This is a genomic window from Pseudomonas sp. 3MA1 (assembly GCF_029237275.1).
Lineage (GTDB): Bacteria > Pseudomonadota > Gammaproteobacteria > Pseudomonadales > Pseudomonadaceae > Aquipseudomonas > Aquipseudomonas fluorescens_AP.
Window position 1 is genome coordinate 43,701 of sequence record NZ_JAACFX010000014.1, and the last position, 16,500, is coordinate 60,200.

Annotated in this window: 15 protein-coding genes and 1 tRNA gene; 9 read left to right on the top strand and 7 right to left on the bottom strand. The window is 61.7% G+C overall.

The window, feature by feature from the left end:
* Nucleotides 1–51: 51 nt before the first annotated feature.
* The 5 genes from murI to hemA are packed head-to-tail and all read right to left on the bottom strand — an operon-like array spanning nt 52 to nt 4,772.
* Nucleotides 52–843, bottom strand: coding sequence for a glutamate racemase (gene murI / locus GWQ44_RS27345; protein ID WP_016965515.1), 792 nt, complete (start codon nt 841–843; stop codon nt 52–54).
* Nucleotides 836–1,591: a molybdopterin-synthase adenylyltransferase MoeB gene (gene moeB, locus GWQ44_RS27350; RefSeq protein WP_047306124.1), complete on the bottom strand. Its 756-nt coding sequence runs from the start codon at nt 1,589–1,591 to the stop codon at nt 836–838. The genes murI and moeB overlap by 8 nt, the downstream gene beginning before the upstream one ends.
* Nucleotides 1,585–2,415, bottom strand: a complete 831-nt coding sequence (gene prmC / locus GWQ44_RS27355) for a peptide chain release factor N(5)-glutamine methyltransferase (protein ID WP_016965519.1) — start codon at nt 2,413–2,415, stop codon at nt 1,585–1,587. Before prmC ends, moeB begins: the two co-directional genes overlap by 7 nt.
* A complete protein-coding gene (gene prfA, locus GWQ44_RS27360; protein WP_016965521.1) occupies nt 2,416–3,498 on the bottom strand; it encodes a peptide chain release factor 1 in 1,083 nt (360 codons plus the stop codon).
* Entirely contained in the window at nt 3,498–4,772 is a 1,275-nt protein-coding gene (gene hemA / locus GWQ44_RS27365; RefSeq protein WP_275928725.1) for a glutamyl-tRNA reductase, read from the bottom strand. Before hemA ends, prfA begins: the two co-directional genes overlap by 1 nt.
* Nucleotides 4,773–4,955: 183 nt before the next feature.
* Here hemA and GWQ44_RS27370 point away from each other — a divergent pair, with 183 nt between their 5' ends.
* The 8 genes from GWQ44_RS27370 to ychF all read left to right on the top strand — a co-directional run bounded on the left by GWQ44_RS27370 (nt 4,956) and on the right by ychF (nt 11,871).
* The gene (locus GWQ44_RS27370) at nt 4,956–6,680 is read left to right on the top strand and encodes a tetratricopeptide repeat protein (protein WP_199010702.1); all 1,725 of its coding nucleotides are present in this window, start codon (nt 4,956–4,958) and stop codon (nt 6,678–6,680) included.
* Between the two features lie 4 nt (nt 6,681–6,684).
* Nucleotides 6,685–7,302 carry a lipoprotein insertase outer membrane protein LolB gene (lolB, locus tag GWQ44_RS27375; protein ID WP_047306055.1) on the top strand — a complete coding sequence of 206 codons (618 nt, stop codon included), beginning with the start codon at nt 6,685–6,687 and terminating at the stop codon, nt 7,300–7,302.
* Nucleotides 7,303–7,308: 6 nt separating this feature from the next.
* A complete protein-coding gene (gene ispE / locus GWQ44_RS27380; RefSeq protein ID WP_060844602.1) occupies nt 7,309–8,154 on the top strand; it encodes a 4-(cytidine 5'-diphospho)-2-C-methyl-D-erythritol kinase in 846 nt (281 codons plus the stop codon).
* A gap of 37 nt (nt 8,155–8,191) precedes the next feature.
* Nucleotides 8,192–8,266: transfer RNA gene (locus tag GWQ44_RS27385), tRNA-Gln, on the top strand.
* Between the two features lie 48 nt (nt 8,267–8,314).
* A complete protein-coding gene (locus tag GWQ44_RS27390; protein ID WP_003171603.1) occupies nt 8,315–9,256 on the top strand; it encodes a ribose-phosphate pyrophosphokinase in 942 nt (313 codons plus the stop codon).
* 138 nt (nt 9,257–9,394) lie between these two features.
* Complete coding sequence (locus tag GWQ44_RS27395) at nt 9,395–9,994, top strand: 50S ribosomal protein L25/general stress protein Ctc (RefSeq protein ID WP_016967416.1); 600 nt, start codon at nt 9,395–9,397, stop codon at nt 9,992–9,994.
* Between the two features lie 168 nt (nt 9,995–10,162).
* Nucleotides 10,163–10,747 carry an aminoacyl-tRNA hydrolase gene (gene pth / locus GWQ44_RS27400; RefSeq protein WP_016967415.1) on the top strand — a complete coding sequence of 195 codons (585 nt, stop codon included), beginning with the start codon at nt 10,163–10,165 and terminating at the stop codon, nt 10,745–10,747.
* A 23-nt stretch (nt 10,748–10,770) separates the two neighbouring features.
* Entirely contained in the window at nt 10,771–11,871 is a 1,101-nt protein-coding gene (gene ychF, locus GWQ44_RS27405) for a redox-regulated ATPase YchF (protein ID WP_016967414.1), read from the top strand.
* A 59-nt stretch (nt 11,872–11,930) separates the two neighbouring features.
* Here ychF and GWQ44_RS27410 read toward each other — a convergent pair whose 3' ends face one another.
* Both GWQ44_RS27410 and pobA read right to left on the bottom strand, forming a co-directional pair.
* Nucleotides 11,931–13,985, bottom strand: a complete 2,055-nt coding sequence (locus tag GWQ44_RS27410) for a TonB-dependent receptor (protein ID WP_275928726.1) — start codon at nt 13,983–13,985, stop codon at nt 11,931–11,933.
* Between the two features lie 202 nt (nt 13,986–14,187).
* Entirely contained in the window at nt 14,188–15,375 is a 1,188-nt protein-coding gene (gene pobA / locus GWQ44_RS27415) for a 4-hydroxybenzoate 3-monooxygenase (protein WP_275928727.1), read from the bottom strand.
* A 191-nt stretch (nt 15,376–15,566) separates the two neighbouring features.
* On the opposite strand from pobA, the gene GWQ44_RS27420 reads away from it, so the two are divergent.
* Entirely contained in the window at nt 15,567–16,457 is an 891-nt protein-coding gene (locus tag GWQ44_RS27420) for a helix-turn-helix domain-containing protein (protein WP_275928728.1), read from the top strand.
* The last annotated feature ends 43 nt before the right edge of the window (nt 16,458–16,500 follow it).

A 16,500-nucleotide genomic window follows, 5' to 3' on the forward strand; every position in this document is an offset into this window, starting at 1 on the left:
AGCTCGCGCGCGCTCAGAAGTTCAGCCGCGGCAGAGCGTTTTTCAGTTTTTTCACCACTGGAAACGCTCAACGCTACCGGGACCTTTCCACAGCAGCGGCAGCACCTGGACAAAGTGCGGGACGTCGCCGCTGGTCCAGAAACGCGTCTCGCGGGCCGGGCCCCGGGCCCGCAGCTCGCCCTCATCCAGCAGGCGTTGCAACTGCCGGGCAACGGCGCCGCCGGTGTCGATCAGGCTGATATGGGCCGGCAGCATCTGCAGCAGCACCGGCTTGAGAAATGGATAGTGGGTGCACCCCAGGATGATGGTGTCGCAACCGGCCGCCAGCAGCGGTTCAACATAGCCCTGCAACAGTTGCCGCAGGGCGTCGCTGTCGAGGTCGCCGTTTTCGATCATTTCCACCAGACCGGGACAGGGCTGGGTGACCACTTTCACATCCGCGGCGAAGCGATCGAGCAAGGCGGCGAACTTGGCACTCTGCAAGGTGCCGGTGGTGGCCAGCACCCCGACCACCCCGCTGCGGGTCGCCGCCGCCGCAGGCTTGACCGCAGGCTCCATGCCGACGATGGGCCAGTCCGGGTAATCGCGGCGCAGGTCGGCCACTCCGGCCACGGTGGCGGTGTTGCAGGCCAGGACCAGAGCCTTGGCGCCCAGTTCGCGAAAGTACCGCGCCATCAGCGCACAACGCTGACGAATGAACTCCGGGGTCTTTTCGCCATAGGGAATATGCCCGCAATCACCCAGGTACAGCAGCGATTCGTTGGGCAGCCGTTGCTGTATTTCCGCCAGTACCGACAGGCCGCCGACACCGGAATCGAACACCGCAATGGGCGCTTCACTCATGCTGAACTCCGCAGACGCTGCAACCGGGATCACGCTTGACGCGCAGTTCACGAAAACGCGTACCCAGGGCATCGATCAATAACAGTCGGCCCACCAGAGGCTCGCCAAACCCGGCCAGCAGCTTCAGGGCTTCCAGCGCCTGCAAACTGCCCACGGTGCCCACCAGCGGACCGAGCACCCCGGCCTCGCTGCAGGTCAGTTCGGCTTCGCTGCCGTGCCCGTACAGGCAGTGGTAGCAAGGGCTTTCCGGGCGGCGCGAATCGAACACCGACAACTGCCCTTCCAGGCGAATCGCCGCGCCACTGACCAGGGGCTTGGCGGCCGCCACGCAAGCGGCGTTCACCGCCTCGCGGGTGCTGAAGTTGTCGGAGCAATCAAGCACCAGATCCACCGCGGCCACGGCAGCGGCCAGGCTGTCGACGTCCAGTGCCTGGCGATGGGGCACCAGGCGGATTTCCGGGTTGAGGGCGGACAGCCGGCTGATGGCCGAATCCACCTTGCCGACCCCGACACTCTGGCTGTCGTGGATGATCTGACGTTGCAGGTTGGTCAGGTCGACGCTGTCGAAGTCGGCCAGGTGCAGCTCGCCGACCCCGGCCGCTGCCAGGTACAGCGCCGCCGGGGCACCGAGGCCGCCGAGGCCGACAATCAGTACCCGGCTCTGCTTGAGGCGCAACTGGCCGTCGATGTCGATGTGCTGCAACAGAATCTGCCGGCTATAGCGCAACAGCTCCTGATCGGTCAGCACGGCAGGCACCCAAGGCTGATGCGTTCATGACCGCCCAGATCGACCCGGCTGTGGACTTCAATGAAGCCTTGCGCAGTCAGCAACTCGCGAACCGCCGCCGCCTGGTCGTAACCGTGTTCCAGCATCAGCCAGCCACCGGCATGCAAATGTTGCGGGGCCTGGTTGACGATCAGGCGCACATCGTCCAGACCGTCCTTGCCCGCCACCAGGGCGCTTTCGGGTTCGAAACGCACATCGCCGGCCGCCAGATGGGGGTCGGCCTCGGCGATGTAGGGGGGATTACTGACGATCAAATGAAAGCGCTGGGACTCGACCGCGCTGAACCAGTGGCTGCTGAGCACGGTGACGTTGTCCAGTTGCAGGCGCTGGCGGTTGCGTTCGGCCAGGGCCACGGCTTCCAGCACCCGATCCACGGCCGTGACCTTCCAGGCCGGGCGCTCGCTGGCCAGGGCCAGGGCTATCGCGCCGCTGCCGGTGCCCAGGTCGAGGACCTGGGCCGGGGTCGCGGGCAGCAGCTCCAGCGCCGCCTCCACCAGCAATTCGGTATCGGGGCGCGGGATCAGGGTATGGGGGGCCACTTCCAGATCCAGCTTCCAGAACCCCTGCTGGCCGAGGATGTAGGCCACCGGCTCGCCGGCACGGCGTCGTTGCAGGTATTCGGCGAACAGCAAAGCGGCCTCGCTGGGCACGATGCGTTCCGGCCAGGTGTGCAGGAAGCTGCGGGGCTTGCCCAGGGCCGCGGCCAGGAGCAGTTCGGCGTCCAGGCGCGGCGTCGGCGAATCAGGTAATTGAGCTGCGCGCAGCAGGCTGGCGATGATGGTCATTTACTCACCCAATGCCGCAAGTTGATCGGCCTGATATTCGGCCAGCAGCGGTTCAATCACGGCCTCGACGCCCCCGGCAAGGATTTCGTCCAGGGAATACAGGGTCAGGTTGATCCGGTGATCGGTGACCCGGCCCTGGGGGAAGTTGTAGGTGCGAATGCGCTCGGAGCGATCCCCCGAGCCCACCAGCAGCTTGCGCTCGCTGGCGATGGCATTGGCCGCGGCGCTGGTCTGCTGGTCGTTGAGCTTGGCCGACAGCCAGGACATGGCCCGGGCCCGGTTCTTGTGCTGGGAACGCTCTTCCTGGCACTCGACCACGATCCCCGAAGGAATGTGGGTGATGCGGATCGCCGAGTCGGTCTTGTTCACGTGCTGACCACCGGCGCCCGAGGAGCGATAGGTATCGATGCGCAGGTCCGCCGGGTTGATCTCGATGGCTTCCTGCTCGTCCGGCTCGGGCAGCACCGCCACGGTGCAGGCCGAGGTGTGGATGCGGCCCTGGGATTCGGTGGCCGGCACCCGCTGCACGCGGTGCGCGCCGGATTCGAACTTGAGCTTGCCGTAGACGTTCTCGCCTTCGACCCGGGCAATGACTTCTTTATAGCCGCCGTGCTCACCCTCGTTTTCCGAGAGGATCTCCAGCCGCCAGCCGCGCCGTTCGGCGTAGCGCGAATACATGCGAAACAGGTCGCCGGAAAAGATCGCCGCCTCGTCACCGCCGGTGCCGGCGCGGATTTCCAGGAATACGTTGCGCCCGTCGTTGGGGTCCTTGGGCAACAGCATGCGTTGCAACACGCTTTCCAGTTCGACCAATTGCTCCTTGGCCTCGCGCACTTCCTCGGCGGCCATTTCCCGCAGGTCCGGGTCGTTGTCCTTGAGCAGCGCCTGGGCGCCTTCGAGATCGGCCTGGACCTTGAGCACCTGTTTGTAGGAGGCGACGATCGGCTCGACTTCCGCGTATTCCTTGGAATAGGCGCGGAACTTGGCCTGATCGGAAATGACCTCAGCATCGCCGAGCAAGGCGGTCAGTTCCTCGAAACGATCCTGGAGAATGTCCAGCTTACTGAGCAGTGACGCTTTCATTACGGGGTTTTATCCGATGAGCCCTCACCGAGGGCAAAGAGTTCTTGGGCCATGGCCAGCGCATCGAGGCGGCCTTCGGCAGACAGCTTTTTCAGTTGCACGCTCGGCGCGTGCAGCAGTTTGTTGGTCAGGCCGCGGGCCAGTTGGGCCAGCACGTCCTCGGCGCTGGAGCCGTTGCTCAGCAGGCGCAGGGCTTTTTGCAGTTCTTCGTCGCGCAGGCGCTCGCTTTGTTGACGATAGGCCTTGAGTACATCCACCGCCGCCAGTTCGCGCAGGCGCACCATGAAATCCTCGGCGCCAATGTTCACCAGCTCCTCGGCGGCCTGGGCCGCGCCCTGACGGCTCTTGAGGTTTTCCGCGACCACTTCGTGCAGGTCATCGACGGTGTAGAGGTAAACGTCGTCCAACTCGCCGACTTCAGGTTCGATATCCCGGGGAACGGCGATATCCACCATGAAAATCGGCTTGTGCTTGCGCAGCTTCAGCGCGCTTTCTACCGCGCCCTTGCCAAGGATCGGCAACTGGCTGGCGGTGGAACTGATGACGATATCGCTGTGCACCAGCTCCTGGGGAATGTCCGATAGCAACACCGCGTGAGCGCCGAACTGCTCGGCCAGGAGGCTGGCGCGTTCCAGGGTGCGGTTGGCCACGACGATGCGCTTGACCCCCAGGTCGTGCAGGTGCCGGGCCACCAGGGTAATGGTCTCGCCCGCGCCGATCAGCAACGCCTGGCTGCGCTGCAGATCGCTGAAAATCTGTTTCGCCAGGCTCACCGCGGCAAAGGCCACGGACACCGGGTTCTCGCCGATGGCGGTATTGGTGCGTACTTGCTTGGCGGCGCTGAAGGTCGCCTGGAACAACCGGCCCAGCAGCGGGCCGACGGTGCCGGCCTCACGGGCCACGGCGTAGGCGGACTTCATCTGTCCGAGGATCTGCGGCTCGCCCAGCACCAGCGAATCGAGCCCCGAGGCCACCCGCATCATGTGACGAACTGCCGCATCGTCTTCATGCACATAGGCACTGGCGCGAAGCTCGTCTAGGCTCAGGTGGTGATAGTCCGCCAGCCAGCGCAGTACCACATCCGCAGAAAGATGATCCTGTTCTACATAGAGCTCACTGCGATTGCAGGTGGAGAGGATCGCAGCTTCGCGGCTGTCGGTGAGTCGGCAGAGCTGCTGCAAGGCCTCAACCAACTGCTCAGGGGTAAAGGCCACGCGCTCGCGGACGTCTACAGAAGCAGTCTTGTGGTTAATACCGAGTGCAAGGAAGGCCATTCAAGGTCGCTGATGATGTCGAGAAGCCGACAATTGTCCTACTTCGACCGACGCAGAACAACTACCGCCGACTATTGTCCTAATAGACTGCCTCTGTTCTGGCATCCCGTTGAGTCTCGGTTATGTTTGACCGAAGGCTTGTGTCATGATGATCCGACCGCAGGTTAGTCGCCCTCTTCCTATATGAATAGATCCTCCGCGTTGCTCCTCGCCTTTGTCTTCCTCAGCGGTTGCCAGTCACTGGCCCCCGTTTCATCGGACGCTACGTCGCCGGTGGAAGACAGCACCCCCGCCCCTGAAAAGCCCAAGGTTTATTCCTCGTTCAGTGAAGACACCATCTTCAGCCTGCTGAGCGCTGAACTGGCGGGTCAGCGCAATCGTTTCGACATTGCCCTGGACAATTACGTGACCCAGGCCATCAACACCCAGGATCCGGGTATTTCCGAGCGGGCCTTTCGCATCGCCGAATACCTGGGCGCCGATCAGGCGGCCCTGGACACGTCGCTGATCTGGGCCAAGAACGCCCCCGACGACCTGGAAGCACAACGGGCTGCCGCCATCCAGCTGGCCCGCGCGGGTCGTTATGACGACTCCTTGCTTTATATGGAGAAGGTCCTGCAGGGCAAGGGCGACACCCATTTCGACTTTCTTGCGCTGTCGGCGGCCGACACCGATCAGGACACCCGCAACGGCCTGATGAAAAGCTTCGACCGGCTGTTGCAGAAACACCCGCACAACAGCCAACTGATCTTCGGCAAGGCCCTGCTGATGCAACAGGACGGCGACGCCAAGGACGCCCTGGCTCTGCTGGAGCAGAACCCGCCGGAAGACGGCGAAGTCGCTCCACTGCTGTTGCGCGCCCGTCTCCTGCAAAGCCTGAACCGCGGCAAGGAAGCCCTGCCGCTGCTGGAAAAAAGCATCCGCAAGTACCCGGACGACAAGCGCCTGCGCCTGACCTACGCCCGCATGCTGGTGGAGCAGGACCGCATGGAAGACGCCAAGACTCAGTTCTCCAGCCTGGTCCAGCAGTATCCGGAAGATGACGAACTGCGTTATTCCCTGGCGCTGGTGTGCCTGGAAGCCAAGGCCTGGGAAGAAGCCAAGGGCTACCTGGAAGACCTGATTGCCCGGGAAAGCCACGAAGACTCCGCCCACCTGAACCTGGGACGGATCGCCGAAGAGCTGAACGACCCGCAAGGGGCGCTGATCGAATACGCTCAGGTCGGCCCGGGCAACGATTACCTGCCGGCACAACTGCGTCAGGCCGACATCCTGATGAGCAACGGTCGCACCGACGAGGCGCAAAAACGCCTGGTAGCCGCCCGCGATGCCCAGCCCGACTACGCCATCCAGCTGTACCTGGTCGAAGTCGAAACCCTGTCGGCGAACAATCAGGGGGACCGCGCCTGGAAAGTCATCCAGCAAGCCCTGCAGCAATATCCCGATGACGTGAACCTGCTCTACACCCGCGCCATGCAGGCGGAAAAACGCAACGATCTGGCGCAACTGGAGAAAGACCTGCGCCTGATCATCCAACGCGAGCCGGACAACGCCATGGCCTTGAACGCCCTGGGCTACACCTTGTCGGACCGCACCACTCGTTACGCCGAAGCCAAGGCGCTGATCGAACAGGCTCACCAATTGACCCCGGAAGACCCGGCGGTCATGGACAGCCTGGGCTGGGTGAACTTCCGCCTGGGCAACCTCGACGAGGCCGAGCGCCTGCTGCGCCAGGCCCTTGAGCGCTTCCCCGACCAGGAAGTCGCGGCGCATCTGGGCGAAGTACTGTGGAACAACGGCAAGCAGCGCGAGGCCAAGCAAATCTGGAGTAAGTTCATCAAGGAGCAGCCAGACAGCCCTGTATTGCGCGACACCATCAAACGCCTGACCGGATCAGAGACTCTTTAAGACCATGTTTTTGCGCCACTTCATTGTTTTCAGCTTTATCGCCCTGCTGGCCGGCTGCGCCGGCTTTGGCGCCCGTGAATCGGTCCAGGGCCAGGGCAACCCCGCCCAATGGCGCCTGCACAAGGATCAACTGACCGGCCTCGATGGCTGGCAGATCAACGGCAAGATCGGCATCCGCGCGCCCAAGGACTCCGGTAGCGGCACGCTGTTCTGGCTGCAACGCCAGGACTATTACGACATCCGCCTGTCGGGCCCACTGGGTCGCGGCGCCGCGCGCCTGACCGGCCGCCCCGGCCAGGTCAGCCTGGAAGTGGCCAACCAGGGCCGCTATGAAGCCACCAGCCCGGAAACCCTGCTTGAAGAACAGCTCGGCTGGAAACTGCCGGTTTCCCACCTGGCCTGGTGGGTTCGCGGCCTGCCCGCCCCCGACAGCAAGAGCCGCCTGACCCTGGACGGCGACAGCCACCTGGCGAGCCTGGAACAGGATGGCTGGCAAGTGGAATACAGCAGCTATTCCGAGCAGAACGGCTACTGGCTGCCCGAGCGCATCAAGCTGCATGGCAGCGACCTTGACGTCACCCTGGTGATCAAGGAATGGCTGCCACGCAAGCTGGGGCAGTGACCGACCATGGAAAAACTGACCCTGCCCTCCCCGGCCAAGCTCAATCTGATGCTGCACATCCTCGGTCGCCGTGAAGACGGTTATCACGAGTTGCAGACCCTGTTTCAGTTCCTCGACTACGGCGATGAAATCACCTTCGCCCTGCGTGATGACGGTGTCATTCGCCTGCACACCGACTTCCCGGGGGTGCCCCACGACAGCAACCTGATCGTCAAGGCGGCCAAAAAACTGCAGGAACAATCCGGCTGTACCCAGGGCATCGATATCTGGATCGACAAGATCCTGCCCATGGGCGGCGGCATCGGCGGCGGCAGTTCCAATGCCGCCACGACCCTGCTGGGTCTCAATCATCTCTGGCAACTGGGCTGGGATGAAGACCGCCTGGCGGCACTGGGCTTGACCCTGGGGGCCGACGTTCCGGTTTTTGTACGCGGCCGCGCGGCGTTCGCTGAAGGCGTTGGGGAAAAACTCAGCCCTGAATATCCCGAAGAACCCTGGTATCTGGTACTGGTCCCGCAAGTGTCTGTAAGTACAGCAGAAATTTTTTCAGATCCGCTGTTGACACGTGACACTCCGCCCATTAAAGTGCGCCCCGTTCCCAAGGGAAACAGCAGAAATGACTGCCTTCCGGTAGTCGCAAGGCGTTATCCAGAAGTACGTAACGCATTGAATTTGCTAGGTAAATTTACCGAAGCAAAACTGACTGGAACTGGAAGTTGTGTGTTTGGGGGCTTCCCAAGCAAAGCTGAAGCTGATAAAGTCTCGGCCCTTCTTACAGAGACCCTTACAGGGTTTGTGGCAAAAGGAAGCAACGTTTCGATGTTGCATCGCAAGCTGCAAGGTCTGCTCTAAAGGAATCGAGTATCAGGTACTCGAAAGCAACAGATACAGGGGCGTCGCCAAGCGGTAAGGCAGCAGGTTTTGATCCTGCCATGCGTTGGTTCGAATCCAGCCGCCCCTGCCATTTTCCTTATACTCATCCAGGTATACCCTCAGCCTTCAGGTACTGCGCGTGTCCAAGATGATGGTCTTTACGGGGAACGCTAACCCCGATCTGGCTCGGCGTGTAGTACGTCAGCTGCATATCCCTCTCGGTGACATCTCTGTTGGAAAATTCTCCGACGGCGAAATTACTGCCGAGATCAATGAAAATGTCCGCGGTAAAGACGTCTTCATTATTCAGCCGACTTGCGCTCCGACCAACGATAACCTGATGGAACTCGTCGTGATGGCTGATGCCTTCCGCCGCTCCTCAGCGACTCGTATCACTGCTGTTATTCCTTATTTTGGTTATGCCCGTCAGGATCGCCGTCCGCGTTCCGCACGTGTGGCCATCAGCGCGAAAGTCGTCGCTGACATGCTTACCGTAGTCGGCATCGACCGTGTTCTCACGGTTGATCTGCATGCTGACCAGATTCAGGGCTTCTTCGATATTCCGGTAGATAACATCTACGGCTCCCCGGTTCTGGTGGATGACATCGAAGACCAGCGTTTCGAAAACCTGATGATCGTGTCCCCGGACATTGGCGGCGTCGTGCGTGCACGTGCCGTGGCCAAGTCCCTGGGCGTGGATCTCGGGATCATCGACAAGCGTCGTGAGAAAGCCAATCACTCCGAAGTGATGCATATCATCGGCGACGTCGAAGGACGCACCTGCATTCTGGTCGATGACATGGTCGATACCGCCGGCACCCTGTGCCACGCGGCCAAGGCCCTGAAAGAGCATGGCGCAGCCAAGGTCTTTGCCTACTGCACACACCCTGTGCTGTCGGGTCGGGCCATCGAAAACATTGAAAATTCCGTGCTGGACGAGCTGGTGGTGACCAACACCATCCCGCTGTCCGCTGCAGCACAAGCCTGTGCGCGTATCCGTCAACTGGATATCGCACCGGTTGTTGCCGAAGCGGTTCGCCGTATTAGCAACGAAGAATCGATCAGCGCGATGTTCCGCTAGGGCTCGTCCCTGGCAAAACATCCCGATGACGAAAAGCGCCCCGTCCCAACCTGTGTTGGGACGGGGCTTTTTTGCCCATATCGCCTTTAGCGCTGGTCGCAAACGCTGGGGCGAGTGTGGTTATTTTGGAGATACAACATGAACGATTTTACTCTGAATGCTGAACTGCGTTCCGACCTGGGGAAAGGTGCGAGCCGCCGCCTGCGTCGTCTCGCAAGCCTGGTTCCAGCTGTAGTTTACGGTGGCGACAAAGCCCCTGAATCCATCAGCATGCTGGCCAAAGAAGTCGCCAAGCTGCTGGAAAACGAAGCTGCCTACAGCCACATCATCGAGCTGAACGTAGGTGGTACCAAGCAGAACGTCGTGATCAAGGCCCTGCAACGTCACCCAGCCAAAGGCCACGTGCTGCACGCTGACTTCGTTCGCGTAGTTGCCGGTCAGAAACTGACCGCCATGGTTCCAGTGCACCTGATCAACGAAGCTGCCCCGATCAAGAAAGGCGGCGAGATCTTCCGCGCAGCCACCGAGATCGAAGTTTCCTGCCTGCCGAAAGACCTGCCTGAATTCATCGAAGTCGACATGGCTGAGACCGACATCGGCACCGTGATCCACCTGTCCAACCTCACCGCTCCTAAAGGCGTTGAGTTTGTTGCTCTGGCACACGGCAACGACCTGGCAGTCGCCAACGTCTACGCACCACGTGTTGCTTCTGAGAAAGAAGAAGGCGCAGCAGAGTAATTCACTCTGACGCCGGAGTTGAGCGGAACACATCGCGGACTGGAACGTAGCGAGAAAGCGGGCGAGAACGCGAAGTTTGCCGCAAGGCAACCAAGCTCTTGTCGTCCACTTTCGCCGTAGCACCGGTTGCGGCGATGTTATTCACCACTCCAAAGAAGGGCCCCTATCGTGACTGCCATCAAACTGATCGTTGGCCTGGGTAATCCAGGCGCCGAATACGAACAGACCCGGCATAACGCAGGGGCCCTTTTTGTTGAGCGCGTCGCCGAAAAACAAGGTGTCAGCCTTGTCGCCGATCGCAAATATTTCGGCCTGACCGGGCGCTTCAGTCACCAGGGTCAGGACATTCGTCTGTTGATTCCCACCACCTACATGAACCGTAGCGGCCAGGCCGTGGCGGCGCTTGCCGGCTTCTTCCGCATCAAGCCGGAAGAGATCCTGGTGGCCCACGACGAACTCGACTTGCCACCCGGCGTCGCCAAGCTCAAGACCGGCGGCGGGCATGGCGGGCACAACGGACTGCGGGACATCATCGCGCAGCTCGGCAATCAGAATACCTTTCACCGCCTGCGGCTCGGCATTGGCCACCCGGGTGTTGCCAGTATGGTTTCAAACTTTGTCCTGGGTCGTGCGCCACGCGCCGAACAGGAAAAACTCGATGCCAGCATCGATTTTGCCCTCGGCGTGCTGCCGGATATCTTCGCCGGTGAATGGAACCGCGCGATGAAAAACCTGCACAGCCAGAAGGCCTGACTCTACTCCTCGGGGAATACACCATGGGATTCAATTGCGGCATCGTCGGCCTGCCTAACGTCGGCAAGTCCACCCTGTTCAACGCCCTGACCAAATCCGGGATCGCGGCCGAGAACTTCCCCTTCTGCACCATCGAGCCCAACAGCGGCATCGTGCCGATGCCCGACCCGCGCCTGGACGCCCTGGCGGCGATCGTCGTGCCGGAGCGCGTGCTGCCGACCACCATGGAGTTCGTCGACATCGCCGGCCTGGTGGCCGGTGCCTCGAAAGGTGAAGGCCTGGGTAACAAGTTCCTGGCCAACATCCGCGAAACCGATGCCATCGCCCACGTGGTCCGCTGCTTCGAAGACGACAACGTGATCCACGTGTCCAACAGCGTCGACCCCAAGCGCGACATCGAGATCATCGACCTGGAACTGATCTTCGCCGACCTCGACAGCTGCGAGAAACAGCTGCAGAAAGTCGCCCGCAACGCCAAGGGCGGTGACAAGGATGCGGTGGCCCAGAAAGCCCTGCTGGAGCAGCTGATTGCCCACTTCACCGAAGGCAAGCCGGCCCGCAGCCTGATGAAGGACATGAGCAGCGACGAAAAGCTGATCATCCGCGGCTTCCACCTGCTGACCACCAAGCCGGTGATGTACATCGCCAACGTGGCCGAAGACGGCTTCGAGAACAACCCGCTGCTGGACGTGGTCAAGGCCATCGCCGAAGAAGAAGGCGCCATGGTGGTGCCGGTGTGCAACAAGATCGAAGCGGAAATCGCCGAGCTTGAAGACGGCGAAGAAAAGGACATGTTCCTTGAGGCCCTGGGCCTGGAAGAGCCTGGCCTGAACCGGGTGATCCGCGCTGGCTACGAAATGCTCAACCTGCAGACCTACTTCACCGCCGGGGTGAAGGAAGTTCGCGCCTGGACGGTGCGCGTCGGCGCCACCGCGCCACAAGCGGCCGCGGTGATCCACACCGACTTCGAGAAAGGCTTCATCCGTGCCGAGGTCATCGCCTACAACGACTTCATCCAGTTCAAGGGTGAAGCCGGAGCCAAGGAAGCCGGCAAATGGCGCCTGGAAGGCAAGGAATACATCGTCAAAGATGGCGACGTAATGCACTTCCGCTTCAACGTGTAAGCCTCTTCAGCCCCATTGCCACGCAATGGGGCTGACCTCCCCCGCTCTATCCAGCGCCCCTAGAAATAGGTGGTCGCCCCCGCGAAGAACGCCCGTCCGGGCACATAGAAGTTGGTCGATCCGTCCCGCAGGTCCTTGTCCATCAGGTTCTGTACCCCACCGTTCAACGTCAGCCATTTGGTCAATGCCAGGTTCGCCGTCAGGTCATAGGTGGTGTAGGACTGCACGAAATCATTGCCCATGCCGCGCTGCTTGCCGACGTGTTGCGCCGACAGTTCGGTGCTCAAACGGTCATTGATCTGCCAGTCCAACGCGCTGAATGCCGACAGCTTGGGCGAGCTGATCAGATCTTCGCCGGTGCTCAGGTTCCGGCTTTCCAGCATGTAGGTGGCGTTGGTGCGCCACGTCACCGAATCACCCAGCGGCACCCGGGCGGTGCCTTCCCAACCACGAGTGCGGGCCTTGTCGACGTTTTCCAGCAGGGTCCACCAACGGCCCTGGTACTGGCCCAGGGGACCGTACTCGATCTTGTCGGTGAAATCGGTATGGAAGTAGGTCAGGCTGGCTTCCCAGCCGTCATGATCGAACGACAGGCCAATTTCCTTGTTGGTGCTGGTTTCCGGTGTCAGGTTCGGGTTACCCGCCATCCAGCAACTGCCGCCGCCATAACCTAGCGGACGCAACGAACCACAGCCCCGGCCACCGGACTCGGTCGCCGCTCCCGCACTGCCTTCCTTCAGGCTCGGCGCACGAAAGCCCTTGGAAACACCCCCACGCACGGTCCAGTCCGGGTGCGGGTGATAGACCACATAAGCCCGCGGACTGTTGTGGTTGCCGTACTTGTCGCTGTGGTCGAAACGGTTGCCCAGGGTCAGGGACAGGTTGTCCAGCAGGAACAGTTCATCCTCGATAAAGGCTGCCGAATAATCGCCCTTCAAGGTCGAGCCATTGACCGGCGTGCCCTGGTAATCCACGGGCACGGTGCCCAGGGTGTTGGTGTTGGTCAGCTCCTCGCGCTTCCATTGCCCGCCCAGCGTCAGGCGCTGGTCCACCAGCAGCTCGAAGGGCAGGTTGAGGCTGCCTTCGACGATCTTCTCCTCGGAGTTGGCTTTGCCCCTATCCAGATCGTTGCGGTACTGGTTCAGGTAGGCATCGAGCTTCGTCGTGCCAAAGCTCCAGTCACCGTTGTGGGACAGGATGTAGCTGTCGCGGGTCAGGCGGCTGGGGCCGAAGGCGCCACCAATGGTTTCGTCCCAATCACCAAAAGTCTTCTTCGATGACCAGGAATGCTCGACGCCATGCACCGCCTCGAAGGACAGGCTCTGCTCCTCGTTGATCTGCCAGTCCAGCAGGGCATTCACGCTCTGGTCCTTGGAGCCGCCAGCGCCGTCGTCGTACATGAAGTCGCCTTGGGCATCGCGCCGCGCCTCGACTTCATCCGCTGCCCGCCGCGTGACGTTGGCGCCCAGGCGCAGGCCCAGGGACTCGGTCAATGGTCCCGACGCATTCACGCTGTACTGGGTGGTCTGGCCGCGATCGGAGTCCTTGGGCACGGTGATGTGGGTGCTGGCCGAACCGGTCCAGGTCCGCGAGACCTTGCGGGTGATGATGTTGATCACCCCGCCCATGGCGTCCGAGCCGTAGAGCGACGACATCGGCCCACGGACGATCTCGATGCGCTCGATCATGTTCGGCGAGATCCAGTTCAGGTCCTGGCGCGCCAGGTCGCGACGATAGCTCAGGTCGGCGGAGCTACCGACGCGCTTGCCGTCCACCAGGATCAACGTGTACTTGTCGTCCAGGCCCCGCAGCTTGATCTTCGACTGCTCGCCCACCGGGCCGAAACCACCGGTCACTCCCGGCACCCGGCGCAACAGCGTATTGAGGTCATAGACCGGCTGGCGTTCGATTTCCTCACGGGTGATGACGCTGACGCTGGCCGGAGCATCCTTGAGATCCGTGGCGCCGCCGGTGGCGGTGACAAACGCGGTGTCCAGTTCCAACGGCGCCGGCTTGACCTCTTCTGAGGCCTCGCCGGCCTGCGCCAGCGGAGCCAGCAGGCCGACACCGGCGCTGAGCAGAAGCGAATTGAGCAGGCAGGAGCTGACTTTCATGACAAACGATCCTTGTCGATTCAATGCACCTTGGTGGTGCATCAAGGGAGAGAGGATCGAAGTGTAATGCTAATAAATATCATTTAGAAATAGGAATGTTTCTTGACCGATACCTTTCGACCCGTGCCCATGTGCAAACACGGCCTCGCAACCACCCCCGTTTGCAAGCGGTTCCAAGGCCGATGCTTCCAAGGCCGAAGGCTCAGCAGATGTCTTCGTAAGGCAGGCCCACATAGTTCTCGGCAATGTTCACCAGGCCCGCGTGGGAGTTGAGGAAATACTCGCGGTCGGCCTGCTGCATCTTGTGCTCCCAGGCGTCATGGTGCTCGCCGAAATCGTGCAGCAGGTTGGTCATGAACCAGCTGAAACGCTCGCCCTTCCACACCCGGCGCAAGGCCAGCTCGGAGTACTTGTCCAGCAGCTCGGTACGCCCCTCGCGGTAGACCTTGACCAGGATCCGGTACAGGTAGCACACGTCGGAAGCCGCCAGGTTCAGGCCCTTGGCCCCGGTGGGCGGGACGATGTGCGCGGCGTCGCCGACCAGGAACAGCTTGCCGTACTGCATCGGCTCGACCACATAGCTGCGCAGCGGCGCGATGCTTTTCTCCAGCGCTGGCCCGGTGACCAGATCCGCCGCCACGTCTTCTGGCAGACGGGCCTTGAGTTCGTCCCAGAAGCGCTCGTCGGACCAGTCCTCGACCTTGTCGCTCAGCGGCACTTGCAGGTAGTAACGGCTGCGGGTCAGGGAGCGCTGGCTGCACAGCACGAAACCACGCTCGTGCTGGCCGTAGATCAATTCATGATTCACCGGCGGGGTGTCGGACAGCAGCCCCAGCCAGCCGAAGGGGTACTCGCGCTCGTAGTGAGTCAGCACCTCTTCGGGAATGCTCTTGCGCGCCACGCCATGGAAACCGTCGCAGCCGGCGATGTAATCGCAGTCGATGCGGTGCTGCCGGCCATCCTTTTCGTAGGTGATGTAGGGCTGCGCACCCTTCATGTCGTGGGGCTGCACCTGGTCCGCCGAGTAGATGATCGGCGCCCCACTGGCCGCGCGGGCCTGCATCAGGTCGCGGGTGACTTCGGTCTGGCCATAGACCATCACCGTCTTGCCGCCGGTCAGGGCCTTGAGGTCGATGCGCACGCGCTTGCCGCCCATCAACAGCTCCACCCCTTCATGAACCAGGCCCTCAGCGTCCATACGCTGGGCCACACCAGCCTCGCGCAGCATGTCCACGGTGCCCTGTTCGAGCACCCCGGCGCGGATGCGGCCGAGCACATATTCCGGGGTCTGGCGCTCGACAATCACCGTGTCGATGCCGGCCTTGTGCAGCAGTTGGCCCAGCAGAAGGCCGGAGGGACCGGCGCCGATAATCGCAACCTGAGTTTTCATTGTTGTCATCTCTCAAGGGCATTCCAGTCACCGTGCAGGCGAAATCCGGAATTTATGGTTATTGTTGTACCCCTGCATTTTTGCCGACAAAAATCGCAAAAAATGGTGATAAACCCAGGTAAAAATGCACTTTTGCAAACAGCGTTCGATTATCGAGCACTCCAGCCACCCGTCTCGACAGGTCGCCTTCGATGAAAGCCAGCCGTTCCAGCATCCCGGTGTTCAAGCTCTATGGGGAAAACCAGGCCTGGCCGACCCCGGACCTGCTGCACTGTGAATCCATCCCCAAGCGCAGCAGCCTGCACCATTGGGAGATCAAGCCGCACCGTCACGCCGACCTCTACCAGTTGCTCTACGTGCAGCGCGGTCAGGCCCTGGTGGAAGTCGAGGGGCGGCGCCAGGACGTGCGCCAAGCATCGATCCAGGTGGTGCCACCGCTGATGGTCCACGGCTTTCAGTTCTCGGAAAACATCCAGGGTTATGTGCTGACCCTGGGCGCGCCGCTGGTGGCCCAGCTGGAAGCGCAACTGGGGGCGCCGCTGGCGGTGCTGGCCAGCGCCGGCTGCTACCCGGTGGGCCGTGACCGCCACAGCCTCAACACCCTGTTCAAGGCGCTGATGGATGAATACGAAGGCAGCGCCGCCGCCCGCGACCTGTTGCTGCATTCGCTGGTCAACGTGCTGGTGGTGTGGATCAGTCGCCGTGGCCAGCAGAACACCCCACCGAGCAACCGCGGCGAGCGCAATCAGCAGCTGCTGGGGCATTTCATCAAGCTGGTGGAGCGCCACTATCAGCAACACCCCACGGTGGAATCCCTGGCCCATCGCATCGGCCTGTCCAGCGTCCACCTCAATACCCTGTGCCGGGAACTGGCCGGGCAGAGCGCGCTGCAGATGCTGCACCAGCGCCTGATGCTGGAAGCCAAGCGCGGCCTGATCTACACCAACATCAGCATCAGCCAGCTATCGGACAACCTGGGGTTCAGCGACCCGACCTACTTCTCGCGTTTCTTCAAGCGCCTCAGCGGGCAGACGCCCAACGCCTTTCGCCAGAGTGCCGGGCAAGACCCCGGCAGTCGCTGAGCCGGCGCGAGTTTTGTGCAGGTCGCCGATTTCTCTTAACAAA